General features: G+C 39.3%; 16 protein-coding genes. 8 read left to right on the plus strand and 8 right to left on the minus strand.

Going from position 1 to position 25,008, the window contains the following annotated elements:
* The first annotated feature begins 110 nt into the window (after positions 1 to 110).
* The 3 genes from IE337_RS01215 (at position 111) to IE337_RS01225 (ending at position 5,690) form a co-directional block, all read left to right on the plus strand.
* Positions 111 to 1,364 carry a ParB/RepB/Spo0J family partition protein gene (locus IE337_RS01215; RefSeq protein ID WP_191136487.1) on the plus strand — a complete coding sequence of 418 codons (1,254 nt, stop codon included), beginning with the start codon at positions 111 to 113 and terminating at the stop codon, positions 1,362 to 1,364.
* On the plus strand, positions 1,361 to 4,018 hold the full coding sequence (locus IE337_RS01220) for an SNF2-related protein (RefSeq protein ID WP_191136488.1): 2,658 nt from the start codon (positions 1,361 to 1,363) through the stop codon (positions 4,016 to 4,018). The genes IE337_RS01215 and IE337_RS01220 overlap by 4 nt, the downstream gene beginning before the upstream one ends.
* Positions 4,019 to 4,241: 223 nt before the next feature.
* Entirely contained in the window at positions 4,242 to 5,690 is a 1,449-nt protein-coding gene (locus tag IE337_RS01225; protein ID WP_191136489.1) for a MutH/Sau3AI family endonuclease, read from the plus strand.
* A 38-nt stretch (positions 5,691 to 5,728) separates the two neighbouring features.
* Here the strand turns inward: IE337_RS01225 and dcm are convergent, their stop codons facing one another.
* Complete coding sequence (gene dcm, locus IE337_RS01230; protein WP_191136490.1) at positions 5,729 to 7,030, minus strand: DNA (cytosine-5-)-methyltransferase; 1,302 nt, start codon at positions 7,028 to 7,030, stop codon at positions 5,729 to 5,731.
* 175 nt (positions 7,031 to 7,205) lie between these two features.
* Between dcm and IE337_RS01235 the strand changes: the two genes are divergently transcribed.
* On the plus strand, positions 7,206 to 8,993 hold the full coding sequence (locus IE337_RS01235) for a DNA/RNA helicase domain-containing protein (protein ID WP_191136491.1): 1,788 nt from the start codon (positions 7,206 to 7,208) through the stop codon (positions 8,991 to 8,993).
* 63 nt (positions 8,994 to 9,056) lie between these two features.
* Positions 9,057 to 9,968, plus strand: a complete 912-nt coding sequence (locus IE337_RS01240; RefSeq protein ID WP_191136492.1) for an aldo/keto reductase — start codon at positions 9,057 to 9,059, stop codon at positions 9,966 to 9,968.
* A gap of 53 nt (positions 9,969 to 10,021) precedes the next feature.
* On the opposite strand, the gene IE337_RS01245 is transcribed toward IE337_RS01240, so the two are convergent.
* On the minus strand, positions 10,022 to 11,386 hold the full coding sequence (locus IE337_RS01245) for an MFS transporter (protein WP_191136493.1): 1,365 nt from the start codon (positions 11,384 to 11,386) through the stop codon (positions 10,022 to 10,024).
* Positions 11,387 to 11,570: 184 nt separating this feature from the next.
* Here IE337_RS01245 and IE337_RS01250 point away from each other — a divergent pair, with 184 nt between their 5' ends.
* Both IE337_RS01250 and IE337_RS01255 read left to right on the plus strand, forming a co-directional pair.
* On the plus strand, positions 11,571 to 12,284 hold the full coding sequence (locus tag IE337_RS01250) for an ABC transporter ATP-binding protein (RefSeq protein WP_191136494.1): 714 nt from the start codon (positions 11,571 to 11,573) through the stop codon (positions 12,282 to 12,284).
* Positions 12,285 to 12,287: 3 nt separating this feature from the next.
* Complete coding sequence (locus IE337_RS01255; RefSeq protein WP_191136495.1) at positions 12,288 to 14,888, plus strand: ABC transporter permease; 2,601 nt, start codon at positions 12,288 to 12,290, stop codon at positions 14,886 to 14,888.
* Between the two features lie 253 nt (positions 14,889 to 15,141).
* Here the strand turns inward: IE337_RS01255 and IE337_RS01260 are convergent, their stop codons facing one another.
* On the minus strand, positions 15,142 to 15,963 hold the full coding sequence (locus IE337_RS01260) for a LysR family transcriptional regulator (protein ID WP_191136496.1): 822 nt from the start codon (positions 15,961 to 15,963) through the stop codon (positions 15,142 to 15,144).
* A 133-nt stretch (positions 15,964 to 16,096) separates the two neighbouring features.
* On the opposite strand from IE337_RS01260, the gene IE337_RS01265 reads away from it, so the two are divergent.
* Positions 16,097 to 17,098 (plus strand): YeiH family protein, encoded by a 1,002-nt coding sequence (locus IE337_RS01265; protein WP_191136497.1) that lies wholly within the window; start codon positions 16,097 to 16,099, stop codon positions 17,096 to 17,098.
* A 44-nt stretch (positions 17,099 to 17,142) separates the two neighbouring features.
* Here the strand turns inward: IE337_RS01265 and IE337_RS01270 are convergent, their stop codons facing one another.
* From IE337_RS01270 to IE337_RS01290, 5 genes are all read right to left on the minus strand, one after another.
* Positions 17,143 to 17,682 carry a GNAT family N-acetyltransferase gene (locus tag IE337_RS01270; RefSeq protein ID WP_191136498.1) on the minus strand — a complete coding sequence of 180 codons (540 nt, stop codon included), beginning with the start codon at positions 17,680 to 17,682 and terminating at the stop codon, positions 17,143 to 17,145.
* A 363-nt stretch (positions 17,683 to 18,045) separates the two neighbouring features.
* A complete protein-coding gene (locus tag IE337_RS01275) occupies positions 18,046 to 19,425 on the minus strand; it encodes a gluconate:H+ symporter (protein WP_191136499.1) in 1,380 nt (459 codons plus the stop codon).
* A 140-nt stretch (positions 19,426 to 19,565) separates the two neighbouring features.
* Complete coding sequence (locus IE337_RS01280) at positions 19,566 to 22,055, minus strand: peptidoglycan amidohydrolase family protein (protein WP_191136500.1); 2,490 nt, start codon at positions 22,053 to 22,055, stop codon at positions 19,566 to 19,568.
* A gap of 150 nt (positions 22,056 to 22,205) precedes the next feature.
* A complete protein-coding gene (locus IE337_RS01285) occupies positions 22,206 to 24,407 on the minus strand; it encodes a CHAP domain-containing protein (RefSeq protein WP_191136856.1) in 2,202 nt (733 codons plus the stop codon).
* Positions 24,408 to 24,666: 259 nt separating this feature from the next.
* Complete coding sequence (locus IE337_RS01290; protein WP_191136501.1) at positions 24,667 to 24,963, minus strand: hypothetical protein; 297 nt, start codon at positions 24,961 to 24,963, stop codon at positions 24,667 to 24,669.
* Positions 24,964 to 25,008: the final 45 nt, after the last annotated feature.

Genomic DNA, 25,008 nt, shown 5'->3' on the forward strand with positions numbered 1-25,008 from the left:
TAACCTGAAGATAGAACTATTGATAAATAAATCACGGAGTAGGGTTTTGTAGATAAGATTTTTAAAATGGGATATTATTAAATTAAATAAATTTAACTATGAGGTGTTATATGACAAATTTACTTGAAGACATTGCCGCTAATAAATTAAAGAAAACAGGGGCAACAATGAAGTTGTCAATTGAAAATGAAATAAACAGCCATTATGATGTGATTTCTATCCCTTTGAATAGACTTTACTATAACGATCAGAATGGTCGGATTAATACAAGTTATAAACAGTTTCAAAATAGGCCAGAAATTGAAGTGCCTGAGGTGGGTTCTGAAGAATATAATAGAATATTCGAGGATTTAATTTATAATTCAAATAAAGAAAAAATGAATGAAACTATACGATCAATCTCAGAAAAGTCTCAACAAGAGCCAGGGGTTGTATTATCTGATGGAAGAGTTATCGACGGGAATCGTAGATTTACAGCATTAAGAAAAATTCAAGAGGGAGAACAAGTTGAACAAACATTTGATGCTATCGTTTTAAGGCTAGATACTGATGTTGATAAGAAAAGAATTAAAGAACTTGAATTAGACTTACAACTGGGGCGTGAAAGCAAAGTCGATTATGATCCTATTGATCGGATTTATGATGTATATAAAACTATCGAATTAGATAAACTGATGACAGCTGAGGAGTATAAGAGAAACTCTGGACAAAAGAGTACGAAAAAAATAAATCGTGATTTACGTCTTGCAGATTTGATTATACGCTTTATTGGTATTGTTTCTCCTGGAGGGAATCCTGCTGATAAATTTTATCTTGCGCGCGACTTAAAGCTTGACGGGCCAATTGAGGACATTGAGGGAACTCTTACCAAAATGAAGAGTGCAGAAAAAGAATCAGTTGTAGAAGCTGTGCTAGTTAACTTGGCACTTGCCAAAATGAATGATGATGACAAAGATTCAACAAGAGTAATTCGTAATTTAAAGGATAATGTATTAAAGGATTCCGATAGATTAGGGTACTATCTTGATGCGGTAGATGATAATGTCGATTTCATCATAGATTCATTTGAAGATGCACCGATTGAAACGGCTAATGATTTAAGGTTAATGTATGAAGAAAATAGTGATTTTAAAAGAGTTGCTGATAAAATCAATGATTCAACTCAACGGTTAATCGACAAGGGACAAAGAGACTCAAAACGAAGAAGTGCATTGTTTGTATTGGATAATTTATTTGAATCATTGAGTGAACTATCTTTAGATGATTTTAAAGATTTAACAGACGATGAATATATTGAAGCGAAAGATATTCTGGTGGAGATTCGTCAAGTGAGTTATAAATTAAAAGAAGAGCTAGATCGATGACATTTTCAGATAATTTAAAAAGTAGACTACAATCACAATATACATCTGGCTTAGCAGAAAATTTTTACAAACCGGTTCTGACGGAAGCAAATTTATATCAGAGAGTATCGGGATACTTTAGTTCGGCCGGGTTAGATCTATATTCCGATGGTTTGGATGATTTGGTAGGAAAAGGAAATGGGGAAGTACAGTTTATAATTTCCCGTGAAATTAGTAAGGAAGATTTTCAACGGATTCAAAGTGGATATGACATGTTCGAAGAATTAAGTTCAATGAAGTTTTCTGAGAAAAATAGTTATCTGACACCCGAAGCGCAGAAGCAACTAGGGAATCTAGCATTTTTAATTGCAGCTGGTAAGGCTAGAGTTAAAGTGGCGCTGACGGATAAAGGAATATTTCATGATAAGTTTGGAATTATCTCTTCAGATAATGAGCATGTTTTTTTTAATGGTTCAGCAAATGAGACACGGAATGGTATTAGCGAAAACTATGAGAGTATCAGTGTTGACGTTTCATGGGATGAAAGTATTAATGTTAAAAATCGCATAGAAGAAAATCTAGACAGATTTGAAAGATTGTGGAATGATGCTGAACCTGGTGTAAGTGTAGTCGAGGCTTCCGATTTAGCCTATGAAGAAATAGCAAAGTATCAACCACAATCCACGATTAATGAAGTCTTGATTTTAGAAGATGATAATGTTACAGATAATTCTGTGGTAAATACAATTGATTTCATATATGTTGGAAAAAGAATTATAAGAAACGATAATAGTGTTGATGAGATTGTTGATAAAGATAGAAAACTTAAAAAGGGAAGTGATATTTCTCTTTTTTTTGAAGACGACAATTGTACAGTCAAAGATGGTGTAAGCTATGTGGATATTGAGCGCATAATTGAAGTAACAAAGAAACGTGCTAAGAGGCATGAAATAGATGTCTATGTATCTAAAGCAGTGGAACAGTATTTAGCACGAAGTAAATATTCCATTGAGCAGTATAAAATTTTAGGCGAAACCTATAAAAAAACTCCAGCAGAATTTCCTGAAATAAAGAAAGCAAAGTTCAATGATTTTACTGAAGTTGTACAATCTGAAGTGACACGAAAACTATATGATTTACACATAAGGGCAGCGTATTACGAATATGAAATGGGGAGATCGGCGAATTTCTCCGTTCCAGGTGCCGGTAAAACAGCAATGCTTTTAGGAGTATTCGCATATTTAAACCGAAAAGATGCACCCGACTTCGAAAGCATAAATCGGATGCTTGTAATTTGTCCAATAAATGCTTTCGATAGTTGGAAAAGGGAATTTCAAAATGTTTTTGGTGATAAGAAGATACTAAAAGCAATTGACTGTCAAAGTTCCAAAGATTTTATGTATGAATTAAATACTAAATGGGGAACTAGCAATTTAGTGTTGGTCAATTACGAAGCTTTAAAAAAATATAAGGATAAATTGGCAGAACTTATTGATGGTAGGACAATGTTGATTTTTGATGAAGTTCATCGAATTAAAAGTGTGACTGGTGAACGGGCAAATAGCGCGTTGAGTTTAGCAGATGGAGCGAAATTTAAATATGTATTAACTGGGACACCAATTCCAAATTCATATAAAGATATTTATACTTTTCTACATATTTTATATGGGAACGAATATAATTCTTTTTTTGGTTGGGATCCACAGGAGTTGGAAAAGCCAAAAATAAGAAAAATAGAAGAAATAAATGAAAAAATTCATCCTTTTTTTTGGAGAACGAACAAGAAAGACCTTAATGTTCCTGAAGCAGATGAAGACATTGTGGTGATATCTAGACCAAGCGAATTTCAAAATAAATTAGCGGAAAGTATTTACCAGAATGAAGAAGGAAACCTGGCAGTTTTAATTAGATTAATTCAAGCATCTACTAATCCCGCATTAATCAATCATGAAATTGATTATAAAGAAGTGATGGATATAGATAATGAGACAGAAGAAGAAGTTAGTGCAGATATAAAGAAAATATTTGATACAGAATTAGATGTTGGGGATGCTACAGTTTCAGCGGGCTACAATAAAATTCCAGACGATGTAATGTCGCCAAAGTTTGAATCGGGTATTGATTTAGTTGAAAAATTAGTTAAAGAAAACAAGAAGGTTATGGTTTGGGGGTTATTTGTTAACACTATGGAAAAAATTGAAACTGAGCTCAAGAAACGAGGAATCAGTGTCAATCTAGTCTATGGTAAGACAAAGAAAGCTGAAAGAGTTGGATTAATTAACGCCTTTAAAGAAGGTGATATTCAGGTTCTTATTTCAAATCCACAAACTTTAGGGGAATCAATTTCATTGCATAAGAATGTACATGATGCAGTTTATTTTGAGTATAATTTCAATTTAACTTTTATGCTTCAATCTAGGGATCGTATTCATCGGTTGGGGTTGGGAAAAAACGATTATACACGTTATTATTACCTACAAACAGAGGATGAATCAGCACTATCCGACCAACCTGGTTTTATTGATCAAAAAATATATTCGAAATTGAAGGATAAGGAACAAATAATGTATGGTGCAATTGATGATGATACATTATCAATTGAATACTCTGATGATGAAATTCAAGAAGCAATGAAGATTATTGATGATGAACGTAAAAGAATGGCATCAGACTAATCATTTATTAAATAAGATGAGTGATTGTAGATGTTAAATTCAGATGACATCGTACTTATAAATGCTTACTAATAGTGAACACTGCAATTATTGTAATTCATCTATTAAATTGGATGCGATTGATTAGTAGATAATAATAACTTTAAAATTGTTGAATTGTGTTTAAGACAGGACACAAGCAAATAGGTAAAAGCTACAAATAATGGGGAATTTAATAGGACTAATGGAACATCAATATACAAGTACCGAAATTAAAGAACGATTTGATGAGGTTAGTGGGAAAACATTAGGTCAAATCGATGAAGAAAAGAATAATGGTCGTGACTTTGAACGAACCATTGAAAACCCTAAAATTACTGGGATTGCTGGCGATGTAATTGAACACTCGATTTTAGGTTATGGATCTGATACCAAACAGGAAGCTGATATTGAGATTGATGGCAAACAGGTTGAAGTAAAAACGACGGGATTAACTGGTGAATTAGGCAATCCAGAAAGTTATAAAGCTAAAGAACGTATAACTATTACGAATATTTCTCCACACAAACTTGTGAAAGAAACCTTTGAAACAAGTGCCTTATGGAATAAGCTAGAAAATACGTTGCTAGTATATTACCTTTATGATAGTAAGAAGCCAGTTAAAGCTGCAGAATATGCAAACTTTCCGTATTTGGGTTATCAACTTCATGAATTTCCGGAAGCAGATTTGAAAACGATTATGAATGATTGGAAGATTATTCAAGATTTCTGTTTGGCTCAAGATGTTATTGATAAGAAGAATGAGGCGCAAGCTAAGGCTTACTCGGCCGCAAAGAAATCTATGATGTATTTGGAAACAGCGCCTGGATGGAAAAATGGTCCAAGATTTGCTTTAAAACAATCGTATGTTACAAGTATTATTAAGGAACATTTTACAAATCAAAATGTTGATGAAGAAAACAATATTTCTTCGTACGCGGAACTAGATGCTTTCTTATCAGAAAACTCAAAGAGATATCAAAGTCGTCGTGTAGGGGAAATTGCCAAGGAACTTGGTATTTCTTCGTCAAGTAAGGCTCTGGCTAGCAAGCTGATCAAGCATATATTAGAACCTAATACTGGTGATGATGAGGTTGGCATTGTTGAAAAGTCTGGAATGGTAATTAAAGCTAGAACTATGTACTCGGATGGTCGGAAAAAAGAGGATTGTAAATTCTTTACGCTTGATTTTGATGAGTTCAGGGATGCAGATGGTGATGTTACAGAAACTGAAGCATACCGATATTTTGATAATAATCAGTTTATCTTTCCAATTTTTAAAAAAGATGGGAATGCTAAGATGCAGGATGATTCATTCGTTGGCTTTAAACGCTTTAGTTTTTCAGAGGAATATCTAGAAGAATATTTAAAACCAGTACTTCAACAAATACAGGATTTAGTAGCAAATCATAAGTTTGAGGTCACACCGAGGTTAAATAAGGCTGGTAATCCAATTATGAATGAAGAAAAAGATACTCAACAGGAAACTAATAATTTACCAAAAGCGCGTTATAATAATTTTTTCTTAAGAGGAACAAGTAGTGACTCAACTCATAAACCTTTGGAATTAAATGGGTACTACATTTATAACCAGCAGATTTGGTTAAAAGGGCAAGAATTGTTGAAGTTATTAGATGATGTTGAATATATATAGAAAAAGGGAGACTGCCTCAGGCAGTCTCCCTTTTTCTATTAAATATCGAGGTCTAATTGTTTAGTGTGCTGAACTTGATCAATATGGCCTGGATTATATTGATCAGCTAGAGGAAGTTCAGTTTCATTTGCGATGATTTCGTCGATACCAGCACCAATAGATTGAACCACACCAACCACTAAGGCATTTCCCATTGTAAAGTAACGGAAATTGGTTGGCATTCCAGTATTTGTCCAATTATCAGGGAACATATTTAGACGTTCAGCTTCAATTGGTGTTAGGAAGCGTAAACGGCCAGTTTTCTTGTCGCGAACAACATGAGTAGAACGATTAACACTCTTTTCAGAAGTTAGCATAGTACGACCAGGTTTGTTTAAGTCATCAGGGAAAGCCATGCCACCTTCTGAATAAACGTATTCATGACCGTCTGCACTTGTACGAGGAATTCGCTTAGGACCCTTGAGATACTCGAACTTAGCCATTCGTTCGGGTTTGTTATCAAGATATAAAGAATCATCTGTTGTGGTGTCTTCTAAAATATCACCTAGTGTTGTATGAGGACCATTATATTCAGCAGTAGCCTTTGCTGTAAAGATGTCATTATCATGCATGATTCCAACATTACCAAAATTGAAAGAATAATTATCAGAGAAATTAACGATATCATCATACTCATTGATACGTCCTTCATTCTCAGCGGTTAGTTCTCTTGAGATAGGTAATTCAGTATTGAATGGGTTATGGCCAAGGACTGTTTCTTTTAAATCATTGGTATTGGTTACTTCATTATAGTAATTTGTATCTTTACGATAAGCAAAGATGAAAATACGACGCCGACGTTGTGGGAATCCATAGTCAGCAGCATTTACCATACGCCATTGAACGCCATACCCGAGTTGTTGTAAGGTAAATAAAATCATTCCAAAGTCACGACCACGTTGGCGAGGACCAGGAGAGGATAGAAGACGGTCGACATTTTCTAAGAAAATAAAGGGTGGGAACTTTGCTTGAATCATGTCACGAATATCCCACCAAAGGACTCCTTTTTTTCCAACGATTCCTTCTGCACCAGTATGAGCTACAGAGTAATCCTGACAAGGAAATCCGCCAACTAGTAATTCTATATCAGGAACTTTTGTTTTATCTACTTCGCTAATGTTTACATTGCTATAGTTATCATTTTCACCAAAGTGACTTACATATGCGTCATACGCATGTTGAACTTTTTTTCCGGGCTCCCATTGGTTAGCCCAAACTGTATCCCAGCCGGTATTTAGATTTTCTAAGCCGACACGGAATCCACCGACACCTGCGAACATTTCTGCAACACGTTTTTGCATTTTAATCAGTGTCCTTTCTTTTTAAAACATGATATTAAGTATAACCTATTTTAGGTTTAGGATCAAGTGCGGAGTATGTTGGAAAATATGATGAAAGTTTTATCAAAACTACAAGTATAGTAGAATAATATAAGAGTATTATATAATTTTACAGTTAATGGTGGTAGATTTTCGTATGAGTGACCTAAATATCAACTCAATTAGGATAACAAAGAAAGAACTAAATAATTACAGCAAAAAAATGTCTAACTTACCTGAAAGTGAACAATACCCTATTTCATTTCCATCTGTTTATATAGCTGAAGCGGGTAGAAAAAGTGGACAAAATACTGCTTATGTTGGAGAAACTAATTCTATTATTCAGAGAACGAAAGAACACTTAGAAGCAGGTGAGACCGATGCTTTAGTAAAATTAAATAATATTGGATCAGCAAGCTTACATATGATTGGTCACAGAAAATTTAATAAAAGTGCGACTTTATTGATTGAACAAATGTTGATGAATTATCTAACAGGTGATCCTAAGTTTGGTAGTTTAGAAGATGATAAAAATACCGCAAACAATGGTCTTCTTAATTTAAGGAATAACGAGCAACCTAATTTTTATATGCGAGGTATGTATGAAAATAAAATATTTCCTGAAATTTGGGATTCGCTAAGGCAAGAAGGCATAGTTTCAAGTATGTCGGATGTCGAAGGATCGGCGTTGTTTGCTAATTCCCCATTTAAACAATTATCGAGTGAACAGTTAGATGCCAAACAAAGCATTGAGGAGACAGTTATTAAGGTACTTGAGCAAAAAAGTACCTCTGCTAAAATCATAAAAGTTGAAGGAATGGCAGGAACTGGGAAAACTGTATTGATGTCGGCGCTATTTAAAGATTTATATGATTATTTGCATGATGTTAATGATTTTAATCATAATGCCCCCTCAATTGCCCTACTTACTAGACAAGAACAACAGCTAAAAACATATTCAGACTTAACAAAGAAACTAAATATGAATAATACGGTGTTTAATGTTTCTTCTTTTATAAATAAAAATGAAAAGAAAAAGGTTATTTTAGTTGATGAGGGACATTTATTATGGACGGGTAACTATCGGAGAGCAAAAAGTGAGATTTGGAAACCAGATTTAGAGGCCCTTATCAATTTAGCTGATGTTATAATTTTTGTCTTTGATCCTAATCAAATTGTGTCAGGGAAATCATACTTGAACAATTCTCTAAAAGAAAGGATTGATTCTGCAGAAACATTTAGGTTAAAAGACCAGTGGCGCATAGAAGCACCAGCAGAAGTAAAGGACTACATTCAAGGTATCGCTGATTTTAGTAGGGACTCATTATCTGCGCCTACACCTAAGACAGATAACAGAAATCGAGGAACAGATGATTATGATTTGAAATTCATAGATTCCGCTAGTAATCTTTATGACATAATAAAAGAAAAGAATGCTACTGTCGGTTTATCTAGAGTCGTAGCAACTTTTGATTGGAAATACTCTCCTAGTAAAAATAAAGCTGAGTCGACAGGATACTGGTATGTTGAAGATAATGATTTTAAAGTTCCGTGGAATTTGCAATTAGATATGGTGAAATCTGCACAAAAGAAAAATATTCCTTGGCAAGAAATCCCGGAATCTATCGATGAGGTAGGGTCAATATATACAGTACAGGGAACAGACTTAAACTACGTAGGCGTCATCTTAGGACCTTCCATTGAATACGATAAAAATAATAGGTCGCTTAGAGTGAACCCTGATTTTTCAGAATCAGCTGATGCAAAAAATGTTTTTAAAACTGTTAAACAAGATAGTGATTTTTCAGACGAGAGAATTAAAGAGTATCGTATTGATAATATTAAACACGCGGTAAACGTTCTCTTAACTCGAGGGGTGCATGGTCTTTATATTTATGCTGTAAATGAAGAATTAAGAAACGAATTGATGAAATTAAACGATTAAGGTGTTATTGAAGTTATATGTTATACTTGGGGCGCTTAAGTAATTAACATAGGAGGAAAAAACATGTCAGAAAAAAATCTAGCAACAACAGAGCATTTGAACAACGGTGTCGAAATGCCGCGTTTAGGACTTGGTGTTTGGAAAACAGATAACGCCAGTGCTAAGCAATCAGTTAGTGAAGCAATCCAACATGGTTACCGTATGATTGATACGGCGAAGCAGTATGGAAATGAGACTGGAGTTGGTGAAGGTATTCGTGAAGGACTTGAAAAGTCAGGCTTGAATCGCAAGGATTTGTTTGTAACGACGAAAGTTTTCAACGGTGATCAAGGTTATCAAAGCACTTTGGATGCCATTAATGGTAGCTTGAAGCGTCTACAATTGACATACATTGACCTCTTATTAATTCACTGGCCAGTTGATGGAAAGTACATCGATACTTGGAAAGCAATGGAGCAACTTTATCGCCAAGGAAAGGTTCGCGCCATTGGTATTTCAAACTTTGATGTTGAGCATATGCAAAACCTCTTAGATCACGCCGACATTACGCCAGTGGTTAACCAAATGGAATTCCATCCTTTGCAACAACAAAAGGATGTTTTGAAGTTTGCACAACACGCTGGTATCCAAATTGAAGCTTGGTCACCTTTGGGCGGTGGAGAAGTTTTGGATAATCCAACGCTTCAAAATATTGCAGATGCGCACAATAAGAGTGTGGCGCAAGTCATTATTCGTTGGGACTTGCAACGTAATATCATTACAATTCCAAAATCATCACATCTTGAACGTATTCAACAGAACGCTGATGTCTTTGATTTTGAATTGACTGATGCAGAAGTTGAGACAATCAACAATTTAGATGAAGGTAAGTCTAGCTTGTGGTACGACGACTTTGCTTGGCATAACATGCAAGGTGAGGGTATCCCGGATGCAGTTGATACTTGGTATGACTCACCAGAAGACTATGATAAATAGCATAAAATAAAAGCTACCGGTGCATAATGCATCAGTAGCTTTTTCTATATCATTTACAAAGTATTTGCACCAATATTCTTCGGCAAGCATGCCGTTTCAATAATCGGGTAAATCATCAACAAGCCCAAGGCAATAAAGGCATAGCCATAAGCAGCTTGGGCGGGCATGAAGAGTTGCAAAATCCGCACCAAAATCGAAACTGACGAAACACCCAAACCTTGGGCCATGCTTTGTGTCACAGATGTTAGTGTATTCGCACTATTTCGATCAATGGGCGCCACGTCAGCAAAACTCAATCCGTTATAAGACGTGAGCGCAAGTGAACGACCAACACCGGAAATCAAGGCGAGTGCCATAATCACAATGCCAACAGTTTGTGGTGTGACGAAGGCTAACGCAACTGCACTTAGTAGCACCATGCCGAATGCACTTTCTAAAGCGCCCTTATAACCAATGGTCTTAATAATTGGCGTGGTAAACGGCTTAATGCCAATATTACCGATGAAGATAAACATGATGTAACTTCCAGCTTTAACGGCGCTCCAATCGAACACGGTCTGAAGATATAACGTTAACAGGTAGGGCATCGCCCCGACTGAAAGCCATAGGATGAAACCACCAGTTTGGCTAATGCGGTAAGAAGGAAATCTCAAGGCCTTAATCGAGAAAAGTGGATTCGACACACTGCGGATATGTTGAATGAACATCCCCAATATAATCAGCCCCAGTACAAGCAGTAGAACACCGAAACGTAAAGCTCCAGCACCTGGACGACAAGCAATTTCGGCGCCGGTTAGCAGAAAGCCACTACTAAGGGCAATTTGTAAGAATCCAATCCAATCGAAGCGGGTCACGCGTTCAATCACATCCTGTGGGATTAAATAAATACCGATGAAGAAAATCATCGCGCCGATCGGTAAATTAATCAAGAAGATCCAGTGCCAATTTAAATAGGTAATCAACACGCCACCAATCAAGGGGGCAATGGCTGGCGCCAACAAGGCTGGCCAGACCAGATAGGAAGTCATCTTTAATAATAAATTGGAGGGTGTTTTCTCTAGCACGATTAAACGTGCAGTTGGTGTCATCAAGGCACCAGAAATCCCTTGAAGCACACGCATTCCCAGCAAAAAGCCAAAATTAGGCGCAATCGCACATGCCAGCGAGCTGAGGGTAAAGCCAGCCACGGCAATGAGCCAAATGCGCTTTTTCCCAAAGCGTTGCGCCATCCACCCACTAAGGGGGATGAAGATTGCGACGGTAATTAGATAGGTACTCACTAAAAGCGCAGCCGAAGTGCTATTGACTGAGAAATCCACGGCCATCCGCGGTAGCGCGGTCGTAACAATCGTCCCATCAAGAATTTCCATAAATAGACTAGCTGCCATTAATAATGCAATTTGTATGTCTTTTTTCATAAGGTTAATTAAAATGCTTTCTATCATTTTTTAAAAGTACATGGACAAGTATGCCCAATCTAGTGCGATTTTGCAAGATTTTGACGTAGCGCATGCAAATTTATTGTTCCTTGGCACTCGACCCCGTATAATCAAGATGAGCAAACAAAAAAACATCGCAAGGCGACGAGGAGGTCTGCTTTACATGAAAGATGAAAAGTATATTGAAGTTCAACATAGTTCAAAGATTTATAACGAGGGTCAGGACAATGAAGTTCGAGCCAATGACGATATTAGCTTTGACATTAATAAAGGCGAATTAACCATTATTGTTGGGGCGTCTGGAGCGGGTAAGTCAACCTTGTTAAATATCCTTGGGGGAATGGATTCAAACACCCACGGTAAGGTTATCGTGGATGGTACGGATATTTCTGATTACAATGAACGTCAACGCACAACGTTCCGGCGTAAGGAAATTGGATTTGTGTTCCAATTCTATAACTTGATTGAAAACCTAACGGCGCAAGAAAATGTGGAAATGGCATCTCAGTTGGTCGATAACCCCTTGGATGCAACAGAAGCGCTCCGTCAAGTGAGCTTGGATAAGCGTAAGGATAATTTCCCTGCGCAAATGTCTGGCGGAGAGCAGCAACGTGTATCAATTGCCCGTGCTATGGCAAAGAACCCAGGCCTCTTACTAGCTGATGAACCAACGGGAGCTTTGGATTATCACACTGGTAAGCAAGTGCTACAAGTCTTCCAAGACTATGTACGTGAAACTGGTAAGAATGCTATTATCGTGACCCATAATGGGATGATTAAGCCTATGGCAGATCACGTCATTGAGATTTTTGACGGTAAGGTCAAGTCAGATACACGCAATCCAAACCCAACCCCAATTGAAGATTTGGAGTGGTAAGCCATGAAAAATATCTTAAACCTAAACATCTGGCGTGAGATTAAAGATTCAAAAGGGCGTTTCTTCTCAATTATGGGATTGATTGCCTTAGCGGTCTTTGTCTTCGTCGGATTGAAAGCAACAAGTCCGGACATGCGTAATGCTGTGCGGAAGGACTATGTCCAACAGAATTTAGCTGATGCAAAAATTAATACGCCAGGGACGCAAGGCTTCACCAAGCATGAACAGGATGTGATTAAGCAGCAGAAGTATGTGGACCGTACCGAATACGGTTACCAAGCTGATGCAAAAATTCATGGCAAGCAAATGGCGATGCAAGTCATTTCTAAGCCAGATCAATTAAGCAAGATGGAAGTAAAGTCGGGACATTTGCCTAAGCGCGCCAATGAAATTGCCTTGGGTGAACAGCTCAAGGGTCAGTATAAAATTGGCGATACCATCACGCTGACCGATAACCATGACAAGCAACTCAACACGTTGCAAGGTAAGACGTTCAAGGTGACTGGTTTTGTCCGTTCAGCCCAATATATGAAGAAACAAAACATGGGTTCAACGGTCATGGCTGATGGTAAAATTAATGCCTTTGGGGTGCTGCCGGATCAAGCCTTTACTGGGCAACCAAATGTGGTGCAAGTTAGTTATAACAATGCCTCTGGCCCAGCTTATTCAGATAAGTATGAGAATCAAGCGCGTCAAGATACAGACAAACTCCAAAAGAAGTTAAATACCTTATCAGCTGATCGTCGAGCTGATATGCAGAAAAACATCGACCAGCAACTTAGCTTGGCGCAAGCAAAGCAACAAGAAGCGCAACAAGCTGTGCAGGCGGCGCAAGGCACACCAATGGTTGCCCAGGCTCAAGCTGCTTTAACTGAAGTCGATGCAAAAATGAATGAAGCTAAGCAAGCCAAGGCGAATGTCCAACAACTCAAGTACACGGCACAAACGCGACAAGGCTTTAGTGGCGGATACAGCGAATTTGGTAGTGACGCGGATCGTGTGGCAGAGCTATCAAACACGTTCCCCATCTTCTTCTTTGCTGTGGCGTTGATGGTGAGTTTCGTGACGATGCAACGTATGGCTGACGTGAAGCGAACTGAAGTCGGAACATTGCGCGCTCTGGGATATACGCATATCCAAGCGATGCGTGAATTCATCGTGTATAGCATCTTGGTCGCAACGGCCGGAACCATTGTTGGAACATTAGTTGGTTTGACCGTCTTGCCTGACCGGATTTTCCAGGCGTTTGGCTCGACCTTCTACACGAATGGGGTGTCATATGGCATAACATGGTGGCCAATTATTGTGTCATACGGATTAGCATTATTGAGTACGGTTTTCCCAGCCGTTTATACAACGTATGCGGACATGCGTGAGCAAGCCGCGACGCAAATGTTGCCTAAGCCTCCGGCGAATGGAAAGCGAATCCTGCTCGAACGTTGGACGTGGTTATGGTCAAAGTTATCATTCTTCAATAAGGTGACCCTACGTAACTTATTCCGTTATAAGATGCGGATGTGGATGACGATTCTTGGGGTGGCAGGAAGTATTGCCCTTTTGATTACAGGATTCGGTATTCGCGATTCTTTGAATAAGATTGTCCCTTTGCAATACAACCAATTGGTGCACTATGACGTAACGGGTGTATATAATCCAGACGCTAGTTCCACAGATCGGCAGGCTTATCAAAAGACGGTTGATGAGGATCGGAATGTTAAGGGTGAGACCAAAGTGCATATGGACAATGCGCAGGTTAACGTAAAGGGCTTGCAAGACAAGCAAGCGGTACAAGTGTTGGTCCCGCAGGATACCAAGCAATTTAAGTCATACCTCACACTACGTGATTATAAGACGAAAAAGGCTTTGCATTTGAATAATGATGAAGCCGTGGTGACGGAGAAACTAGCCAAGATTAAGGGCTTAAAGGTCGGTGATACCATTCGACTTGACGATGCAACGGGGCAAGGTCATCGTGTCAAGATTGGTGCCATTGCAGAGATGTATGCGGGGCATACAATTGTGATGAACAAGGCTTACTATCATAAGGTGTATGATTCAAAGCCGACTGCCAACGCAACCTTGATTCGTTTGAATGATTCATCAACCAAGGCGATGCGCGATATGTCGGTGAAGTTGAACAAAGAAAAGGCTGCGGTGACAACAATTCAGTCAGGTTCAATTCGTAATGATATTAATACGGTTTTGAACAGTTTGAATCAAGTCGTCTTAGTAATTATTGTAGCGGCAGCCTTGCTTGCCTTTACAGTGCTTTACACATTAACCAACATTAATGTGTCAGAGCGGATCAAGGAACTATCAACGTTGAAGGTTCTAGGGTTCTATCCAAAGGAAGTGCTCGAATATATCTATCGTGAGACTGCTGCGCTAACATTGGCAGGAATTGTCTTAGGTTATGCATTTGGCTATGCCGTACATGCATACTTGATGTCAGTGGTCATGCCAGAAAATACAATGAGTGCCCCTGGGGTTACGGTATTAAACTTAGCGGTTTCAACGTTAATGATTGTGCTTTTTGCCTTAATTGTTTTGTGGTTAATGGCACGCAAGATTAATCGTGTGGATATGCTTGGTGCATTGAAATAAAAAAGCATACAAAAAAGCCTGGCGGGAAGAAGTGCCAGGCTTTTTCGTATTCAAAATATGTGAACAATTTGTTGGGAAACAAATTTTTTCGTAGGAGACATAGATGAGTAGGCTCTTATCTACGTCTATTATATTAACGCGTTGCATCATTTGAAACCATGCTACTTTTTTTGCGATTTTTAAAAGAAACGCAAAAAAATGGGTGAGGCATTGTGATGATAGTAATTGGAATTCACAAACTTTTTTGAAAAAATTACTTAAAAGCCTGCACATGTTGTTTAATCCGGTTGATGAGCGCGAGAACGAGTGGATCACTTTCAGTGCCATGATTAAGCACATAAAAATTACGATTGAATTCGGGACCGAGTAATTCATATGGTAGATTATCGTCGACAAAGCGCGATGAAATGATGGATTGGCCCAGTCCCGCTTTGAGTTGGGCGATAATCATATCATTATTATCCATATCTAAAACATTTTGCGGTTGTATGTGCATCAGTTCTAAATATTCATGGGTGAAGTGATTGATACCAGATCCAGCTTCGCGCATTAACCAGACGGGGCTTGCAAAATCACCTGCATGCACGAGATGGTCATCGGCTAGTTGGAAACTGGCGATGCGTTGGTCGCTTAATGGCTTTTCGATAATGCCAATCTGAATTTGATGTTGCAGCATACCATCGAATACCTGTTCGGAATTCAGCATCCGCACACTCAAATCGACTTGGTCGAGGTAATCAGCTAGTAAGTTCACGACTTGTGGGAGCAAAGTGGTCGCCGCCGAATGCGAAGCCCCAATGACGACCCGTGTGCGTTGTTGGGCCACATGACTTAAACTCTGTTTTGTTGTCCGCCATTCAGCTAACATTTGTTGTGCCTGCGGATAAAATTGGTCGGCCACGGCAGTTGGCATGACACGCTTATTCTCACGGATGAATAGTTCAGCTTGTAATTCGTGCTCCAATTTTTGAATGTGCGTTGTCACGGTTGGTTGCGAAATAAACAGTTGTTCGGCTGCTTGAGTGAAATTACGGGTTTCATAAACGGTTAGGAATGTTTGTAGTAAGTTAAACATGGGCAGGCCACCTCGTTTCATATGCGTTCATCATCTATTATAAAACATAATCAGTTCGATTATATCTATTAATTTAACTTATCGTTGTTTTTACCGTACAATAAAACATGTAGAAAACGAGAGGAGTTTGGGGATGTTTAAAATAAGTCGAGAGATGTGGCGCGGAATCATTTTAACTTTTGGCGTGGCAATTATTGCGAAAGCTTTAGCGCCATTCTTGCCCGCCTTGGGTGGCGAGACATTGGCTATGTTTATTGGCCTACTATTGGGGAACACCATCTTTAGTAATGATCGCTGGAGTAGCGGAGTGAAATGGTCTGAGAAGTATCCAATTGAAGTGGGGATTGCGTTATTAGGGGTAACGTTAACCTTAGGCACAATTGCTTCATTAAAGTTGCAAGGTTTGTTATTTATTATTGCGATTATGATTTTAACCATTACCTTTGTGATGTGGATTGGTCAGAAGCTTTTCAAAGTGGACCAACAATCAGCAATGTTAATGGCTGCTGGAAACGCAGTATGTGGGTCGAGTGCCATTGCGTCAGTGGCGCCAGCGATTCATGCCGATGATGATAAGCGTCGTACGGCAGTCGCCACCGTATCTTTGTCCGGGACGGCTTTACTGCTTGTCTTACCTTTAATTGCACCAAGCCTGATGCATCACAACGATATGTTGATGGGGGCGTTAATTGGTGGAACGGTTCAATCAGTGGGGCAAGTGGTTGGAACAGCGGCGCTGATTAACCAGGATGTCGTAACGTATGCGACCTTGTTTAAGATGTTGCGGGTTATTCTGCTATCAGTCGTTGTGATTTACATGACGCACGTTGTGGCGCGTTCTGAGGGAGCTGATGCCAGTGTGACAACGGCTAAGCCCAAGTTTAAGCTACCTTGGTTTGTGACGGTGTTCTTGGTGGCAGTTGTGATTAACACTGTTTTCCCATTCCCAACGATGATTAATCATTTCGGCCATGAGGCATCAAGCTTCTTGGGTGTGGTTAACTTGGCTGGAATCGGGTTGAACTTAAAATGGCAAACGATTCGGAAGTCAGGGGTTCGATACTTGGGATATGGGTTGGTCACAATCATCTTCCAGATTGTGGTTGCCACAGCTTTAATTTACTTAATTTGGTAATGAAAAAGCACGTTATGATTAATTTCATAACGTGCTTTTCTGTTTTAATTTGAATTATGCAAAATCGTAAAGTGTTCAATAATCTCTTCATCAAGGACGGGATTGTACATATGATGAATCGTACGTTCATAGCAGAAACCTTGTTTTTCCTGGGCGCGTTTAGATTGTTCATTGCCATCTTTATAACCACACCAAATATCGGTTAGGTGTAGTGTATTGAAACCATAATCAATGACAGCAGCGATGGCTTCAGGGACAAGACCCTGTCCCCAGAACGGTTCGCCAAGCCAATAACTGATTTCTGCTTGGTGCGCTGTCATGAAGTCTTTGGCGTTGCCTTCGTCAACGAGTTCGAGCCCGACGAGGCCAATGACATCGTCAGGGTTTGACTTAAGCGTGATGGCGAAGATATGAGGACTCATGAAGTAGTTTTCAATATAGAAGCGAGATTCAGCCTCGCTTTGATGAACAGGCCAACCAGCGATAGGGCCAATCTTTGGATTACTGGCATAGTGGTAGACGCTTGCAGCGTCAGATGTCTTGAAGTGACGTAGCGTTAAGCGATCTGTGTTTAAAGTTGTCATGGTTAAATCTCCTTTATTTTGTATATATGTGTGACAATCAAAAATGAAAAGGACTAACCAAGAAAGTGGTGCAAAAAAAGAGCATGTACGCGTCGACATGCTCTTTCTTTATCGCTTTGGTAAGCAGAAAGAACGTGGACCCATTTAAATAACGTACACCAAACACACATTGTGTTTAAAATGCTTTCTAGATTAGTCTAAAAAATTACGCTACTTAAAATAAAGGTCCACCTTTCTGCTGATTTGGGTTTTCTGCTTAGATATGAATATTAACATGGCAATGTAACAGCGTCAAATAAAAAGCCCCACGCACAAGGCGCAGGGCTTTTTTGAATGTTAGTTTGAACAAATGTAATGTGGTACTTAGATAAGTAGCATTGTCATTGCAATAATAACAAGCAAACCAGCAATTGAAATCACAGTTTCAAGCACAGTCCAGATTTGGAATGTTTGCTTGATTGAGATATCGAAGAATTCTTGGAAAATCCAGAATCCAGCATCGTTCACGTGTGAGGCAACCAATGAACCTGAACCAATTGCCAAGGCAACAAGTACAGCCATCATTGGGTTGCTTTGTGACGCAACGATTGACACCATGATACCTGCAGCAGTCATACCAGCAACAGTGGCAGAACCAACTGAAACACGAAGAACGGCTGTAACAGCCCATGCAAAGAGGATAATCATGATTGGAGACATTGATCCGTTGGCTGAGAACATCTTAGCCACGTGATCAGAGAATCCAGAAGTGACAAGGACACCACGAAGGGCACCACCACCACCAACGATCAATAGAATGCCGGCAACTGCGTTTGTGGCTTCAGCCATAGACACGTTAACTTGCTTCATTGAGCGCTTTTGCCAAATTCCCATTGAGAAGATCGCAAAAATAAGTGAAACTGTCATGGCAACCGCAGGGTTAGCCATAAAGTCGATAACAGAATCCATCATTGATGGGTTCTTAGGTGTCACACCACCAGTAAAGACCATCTTATAAACTGTCGCAATAATCATGAAGATTAGTGGGAAGATTGATGTCAAAACTGACAAACCGAATGAAGGTGTATCCTTCAAATCGTATTCCTTAACTTCACCAACAGCAGGCAAGCTTTCCTTCTTTTGGAAGGCATCAGGAGCGTACTTTTGGGCCAACTTAGTGAACAAAGGTCCACCAACAACGGCAGTGATGATGGCAACAATCAAACCAAGAATCAACATCATACCAATGTTAGCACCCAAAGCTGTGGCAACAGCAGTTGGGGCTGGCTGTGGTGGCAAGAAACCTTGCGCAGATGATAGTGCCGCTGTCATTGGGATTCCAAGATAAAGTAGTGGCACGTCTGCTTCTTTCGCAACGGCAAAGACAATTGGAATCAACAAGATCATACCAACACCGAAAATCATTGAGATTCCGATGATGAATGAGGCAATCAAAACGGCCCATTGTAGGCGCTTAACACCAAACCAGTCGATTAGGGTACGGGCGATGCGGTATGAACCACCTGCATCGGCAACCAAACGACCAATCATCCCACCAAAGATAAAGATAACTGAGTTGGTTCCCAAGATGTTTCCCACACCTTGATCTCCAAGAACAGCACTTGGGATATCCATTGGGTTCATTCCAAGCAAAAGTGCTAGAACAAACGCCGTAATAATAAGTGCAACGAATGTATTAAGTTTGAACTTAACAATCAACACTAGCAAAAGCAAAATTGCCAGCGCTAACATAAGAAATTCCATGTTTTCTCCTCCAAATTTAAACTAACATCCTTTATTTTACACTCTTGTTTCGTGTTGAACTTCACAAGTAGGTAACATTTAAACTGTTTTTAATAAAAAAAGGCCTAACTGCTTGGCAGCTAGGCTTTGATTTAACGCAATTATAGACGTGGCGCACGATAAATCGTGGCATAGTATAATCCAGAATTGGCAAATGTTTGGTTGTAATTTGTTTCAGAGATACCGTTATCGGCGTAGTTACAGTGAATAATCTTATCACTACTTGTAAAGATACCTGTGTGACCACCAGCACCAAGCGTTGTTCCTCGCTTACCCCAGATGAAGATATCACCACGTTGTGGCTTAGTTCCAGCAGGTAAGGCAGTCCAACCTTGTAATTCAAGATCAAGGAATAAACTCTCAGTATTACCGATCCATGCAGAAGCAGGAAGTAAGCCAGCTTGTTTTAGGGCCAAATATACAGAACTTGAGCAGTCGTAAGAATTGGGTCCAAGGCGTTCATACATAGAGTAAGAAACTTTACCTTTACGTGCTTGGAACCAGCTAATTGCAGTTTCAAGCAACTGGGTAGTACTATTTGTGGCCTGTCCATTTGAACCAAAATAGATGTTTTTCCCATCAATTTGTACGTATTGATTCCGGACTTGTTTGAAATCAGTATTATAGTATTCTAAAGCCAAATTTCCGTCTGGCTTTGTAAACCAACGCGCGCCCGTAACTGCTCTACCATCATTACCAAGATAGTAGGCAGAAGTGCCGTTGTCGATAGTGTAGTAGGCATTGCGCATTTGTTTCATGGTCTGATTGTTATAGGCCTCAATTTGTTTTTGACCATTAACATCAGTGAATGAACGAATACCGCGGACTGCCTTACCATCATTACCAAGATAGTAAGCAGATGTATTTTTATCAATCATGTAATAGGCGTTGCGCATTTGCTTCATGGTCTGATTGTTATAGGCTTCAATTTGTTTTTGACCATTAGCATCAGTGAATGAACGAATACCACGGACAGCTTTACCATCATCACCAAGATAAAAGGCTGACGTGTTTTTATCAATCATGTAATAGGCGTTACGCATTTGCTTCATTGTTTGATTGTTATAGGCTTCAATTTGTTTTTGACCATTATCATCGGTGAATGAGCGAATACCACGGACAGCCTTACCGTCATCACCAAGATAAAAGGCTGACGTATTTTTATCAATCATGTAATAGGCGTTGCGCATTTGCTTCATTGTTTGATTGTTATAGGCTTCAATTTGTTTTTGACCATTAGCATCAGTGAATGAACGAATACCACGGACTGCCTTACCATCGTTGCCAAGATAAAAGGCTGACGTGTTTTTATCAATCATGTAATAGGTGTTACGCATTTGCTTCATTGTTTGATTGTTATACGTTTCGATCTGCTTTTTACCATTAGCATCAGGGAATGAGCGAATACCGCGAACGGCCTTACCGTCGTTGCCAAGATAAAAGGCGGATGTGTTTTTATCAATCACGTAGTAGGTGTTACGCATTTGCTTAAAGGTTTGGTTGTTATACGTTTCAATCTGTTTCTTACCATTTGCGTCAATGTATGAACGAATACCTTTAACCGCTTTACCATCATTACCAAGGTAGAAGGCCGAAGTGTTACGGTCAATCACGTAGTAGGTGTTGCGCATTTGTTTAAAGGTTTGATTGTTATATGTTTCAATCTGCTTCTTACCATTTGCGTCAGTGAACTTTCGGATTCCTCGAACGGCGTAACCATCGTTACCAAAATAATAGCTAGTTTCTGCATTGGCGTGGTAATAGTTATTGCGTAGTTGGATGCGATTTGTATCGTAATATTCGAGGCGTTTAGCACCATTAACATCAACAAATGAACGTAATCCAACATGGGCATTTCCAAGTGCATCAAAATAATACCAATTTTTCCCGATTTGGTGTTTACCGGTAATGGCTACGCCATTTTTAAAGTATTGATTACCAAACCAACCATTTTTAACGCGTGCAGGAGCAACTTTTTTACTGACGCTTATCGTACGTGGCTTCGTTTCAGAACTATTCTGGTGGCTTGCATTGATAGCTGTTGAATCAGAAGTAATTGTACGTTGTGGTGAAAGGCTATTGCTCATCGAGATACTCTGAGTAGAGACAGATACACTGTTTGCCGCAGAAGTTACGCTCTGAGTAGAGACAGATACACTGTTTGCTGCAGAAGTTACGCTCTGAGTAGAGACAGATACACTGTTTGCTGCAGAAGTCATGCTCTGAGTAGAGGCAGATACACTGTTAGTTGCAGAAGTTACGCTCTGAGTAGATGTAGATACACTGCTTGCTGTAGAATTAATACGCTCTGTCGACGTAGAGGTACTACTTACAGTAGCGGAAGTGACCTGCTCAGGAGTAGAAATGTTGGGAACGTTTTCTGTCGTAGATGCTGACGCTGTTTTTAATGTTGGAACGGAATCCGTTGACTTAATGTGTGTGTTTGATGCAACTTGTGCATTGTTTTCGGGGATTTGCATAGCAGTGTCAGCATTGGCTTGTACACCAGTTACAAGTGCTGCGGCACCAACGAGGGCACTGACCCAAAGCTTACCGCTTTTATAGAGTTTAAAGTGTTCTTTTGTTTGCATTGTACATTCTCCTTGTTAAGTAGCATAATTTTATACCATTAATGAGACAATTAATTAACAGTGGAATTACCTTTATACCACACATTTGCAATGTGCGGTATTTATCGTAATAAAAAAGATCCGATTCAATCGGGTCTAAAATACGAAACATTAAAAATGAATGATGCCATTAACACCGGGTGTATACATTGAAATTGTTCTTTCATGATATGCACGACCAGCGTAGTTACCTTCTGCAATAACAAAAGTGCCATCTGCATTTACTTTCTTGATATAAGCAACGTGTCCATAACCACCACCGAAGCCGACAATTGAACCAACGGCGGGTGTATAGTTAACCTTAATGCCACGTGCGCGTGCATTTCCAGCCCATTGTGCGCCGTTTCCAAGGAAACGAATCTGTGAGGTTGGAATCCCTTGATCAGCAAGAATTCGAGCAACAAAGGCCGTACATTGACCAGCTGGGTATGAGTGACCACCATTATAGAAACCAGTTACTCCGCTGTTATAAACGTTTGCAAGGTTAACAGCATTTCCGTAGCGATCGCGTTTAGCTAAACCATTGTTTTCAAAACGGTATGTTGTCCAAGCATTGATGGCAATCGTTTGGTTACGAACTTGCTTAAAGTTCGTACCATAATATTCGTAGGTCCGACCAACCTTACGTAAACCAGTCACAGCTTTACCGTTACCACCTAAGTAATAAGCAGAACGGTTCTTATCAATACTGTAGTAAGCATTACGCATTTGCTTCATAGTTTGGTTATTGTAAGCTTCGACTTGCTTACGGCCATTCTTGTCAGTGAAGAAACGCAAACCACGGATAGCCTTACCGTTACCACCTAGGTAAAAGGCGGAAGTATTATGATCAATGACGTAGTAGGCATTGCGCATTTGTTTGAAAGTGTTGTTGTTATAAGCTTCGACTTGCTTACGCCCACTCTTATCGGTAAAGAAACGTAAACCATGGACAGCCTTACCGTTACCACCTAGATAAAAAGCGGAAGTATTACGATCAATACTGTAGTAAGCGTTACGCATTTGCTTCATAGTTTGGTTATTGTAAGCTTCGACTTGCTTACGGCCATTCTTGTCAGTGAAGAAACGCAAACCACGGATAGCCTTACCGTTACCACCTAGGTAAAAGGCGGAAGTATTATGATCAATGACGTAGTAGGCATTGCGCATTTGTTTGAAAGTGTTGTTGTTATAAGCTTCGACTTGCTTACGCCCACTCTTATCGGTAAAGAAACGTAAACCATGGACAGCCTTACCGTTACCACCTAGATAAAAAGCGGAAGTATTACGATCAATACTGTAGTAAGCGTTACGCATTTGTTTCATGGTTTGGTTATTGTAAGCTTCGACTTGCTTACGCCCATTCTTATCAGTAAAGAAACGCAAACCGCGGACAGCCTTACCGTCAACACCTAGGTAATAAGCAGAAGTATTACGATCAATGACATAGTAGGCATTGCGCATTTGTTTGAAAGTGTTGTTGTTATAGGCTTCGACTTGCTTACGCCCATTTTGATCCGTGAAGTAACGAAGTCCGTGGACAGCATTCCCATCATGGCCAAAATAATAGATTGTTTGAGCGTTTTCGTGGTAATAGCCATTACGTAATTGGCTAAAATCAGCATTGTAATATTGCTTTTGCTTACCTTCAGTGTAGAGACCCTTAACAGCATTTCCCTGTGCGTCAAAGCGGTAATACTTGCCATTGATTTCTTGGAAACCAGTTAGGATCTTACCGTTTTTATAGTATTTATTACCATCCCAACCGTTTTTAATTTGGATGGCCTTAACAGACTTGCTAACCGAAGTAGTTGCGTCTGTTTTTGGTGTTTGCTTGTGTTGTGAAACTGACTCTGAGATTGACGTACTTTGAGCCTGTGAAGCAGGTGTCTCGGTTTGCTTTGATTGTACACTTTGTGAAGCAGGTGTCTCAGTTTGTTTTGATTGTGCACTTTGTGAGGTTGCTTGCTCAGAAGTCGCTGTGGAACTAGCTTCAGAGGTTGCTGTACTTTGGGCGCTAGCTGATTGGCTAGTAGCAGCTTGACTTGTGCTTGTTGTACTAGTTTGGTTTGAGCTGGTTTTTGATTCTGTTACGTTTAAGTTATTTGTAGTTGTGTTTGATGATACTGAACTAGTAGCGACAGTTGAATTTTCCTGTACGCTTGTCGTCTTTGCAGCGACTTGAACAGTTTGAGTCTGGGTTTTTTCGGGTGCATTAGATGCAACAGTATCAGCACTTGCCTGAATACCTGTTACTAATGCGGCTGCACCAACAAGGGCGCTAACCCACATTTTACCGCTTTTATACAATTTAATGTGATTTTTAGTCTGCATCTGTTATCTCCTTAATCAATAATCTCATATTAATGGGGAAATAATACATCTGGTTAACAACAAGCTTAATGTTAAAACACATTTTGAAATAAAATGTAATAAAAAAAGCCCGTATATCCGGGCTTAAAGTTAGCTAAAATTGCGTCTTGACAGTCTTTTGACGTTAATTCAAGTGAAAATAACGCTTCCTGTACTGTAATATTTCTGCCATATATTTAATTAAATATGAATAAAGTATATTTTTTTAGTGAAATAGTGCCTAAATTTGGGTATCCTGTGGTTCAGCGGTAAAGGTATCAAGTAGTGACCAGAACGCAACCACGACGAAAATGATGACAAAATGCCAAAAGACAGTTTGTAGGGCGTTATTATACACATTTGTATATGTATTGATGAAATGATGTGTGAAAATTATTGCTAATAACTCTTCAATCCCGATAATTAAGGCCGTTAAAGCTGAAGCAGCAGCTAAAACAGTTCCAACGAGTAAAATCGCTGAGGCAATGTGTTCTAGAATCCAAGCAATGCTCCAAGGTTTAGAATCAACAAGTTTCATGTTGGATCTCCTTTTGCGTGATATAAATTTCATTATAAGATGCTT

Source organism: Weissella viridescens, from assembly GCF_014789145.1.
GTDB lineage: Bacteria > Bacillota > Bacilli > Lactobacillales > Lactobacillaceae > Weissella > Weissella viridescens.

What these genes read in the sequence shown, in the direction of transcription:
- IE337_RS01215 (WP_191136487.1), top strand. Translation starts at nt 111, where the DNA reads ATGACAAATTTACTTGAAGACATTGCCGCTAATAAATTAAAGAAAACA.
- IE337_RS01220 (WP_191136488.1), top strand. Translation starts at nt 1,361, where the DNA reads ATGACATTTTCAGATAATTTAAAAAGTAGACTACAATCACAATATACA.
- IE337_RS01225 (WP_191136489.1), top strand. Translation starts at nt 4,242, where the DNA reads ATGGAACATCAATATACAAGTACCGAAATTAAAGAACGATTTGATGAG.
- dcm (WP_191136490.1), bottom strand. Translation starts at nt 7,030, where the DNA reads ATGCAAAAACGTGTTGCAGAAATGTTCGCAGGTGTCGGTGGATTCCGT.
- IE337_RS01235 (WP_191136491.1), top strand. Translation starts at nt 7,206, where the DNA reads ATGAGTGACCTAAATATCAACTCAATTAGGATAACAAAGAAAGAACTA.
- IE337_RS01240 (WP_191136492.1), top strand. Translation starts at nt 9,057, where the DNA reads ATGTCAGAAAAAAATCTAGCAACAACAGAGCATTTGAACAACGGTGTC.
- IE337_RS01245 (WP_191136493.1), bottom strand. Translation starts at nt 11,386, where the DNA reads ATGAAAAAAGACATACAAATTGCATTATTAATGGCAGCTAGTCTATTT.
- IE337_RS01250 (WP_191136494.1), top strand. Translation starts at nt 11,571, where the DNA reads ATGAAAGATGAAAAGTATATTGAAGTTCAACATAGTTCAAAGATTTAT.
- IE337_RS01255 (WP_191136495.1), top strand. Translation starts at nt 12,288, where the DNA reads ATGAAAAATATCTTAAACCTAAACATCTGGCGTGAGATTAAAGATTCA.
- IE337_RS01260 (WP_191136496.1), bottom strand. Translation starts at nt 15,963, where the DNA reads ATGTTTAACTTACTACAAACATTCCTAACCGTTTATGAAACCCGTAAT.
- IE337_RS01265 (WP_191136497.1), top strand. Translation starts at nt 16,097, where the DNA reads ATGTTTAAAATAAGTCGAGAGATGTGGCGCGGAATCATTTTAACTTTT.
- IE337_RS01270 (WP_191136498.1), bottom strand. Translation starts at nt 17,682, where the DNA reads ATGACAACTTTAAACACAGATCGCTTAACGCTACGTCACTTCAAGACA.
- IE337_RS01275 (WP_191136499.1), bottom strand. Translation starts at nt 19,425, where the DNA reads ATGGAATTTCTTATGTTAGCGCTGGCAATTTTGCTTTTGCTAGTGTTG.
- IE337_RS01280 (WP_191136500.1), bottom strand. Translation starts at nt 22,055, where the DNA reads ATGCAAACAAAAGAACACTTTAAACTCTATAAAAGCGGTAAGCTTTGG.
- IE337_RS01285 (WP_191136856.1), bottom strand. Translation starts at nt 24,407, where the DNA reads ATGCAGACTAAAAATCACATTAAATTGTATAAAAGCGGTAAAATGTGG.
- IE337_RS01290 (WP_191136501.1), bottom strand. Translation starts at nt 24,963, where the DNA reads ATGAAACTTGTTGATTCTAAACCTTGGAGCATTGCTTGGATTCTAGAA.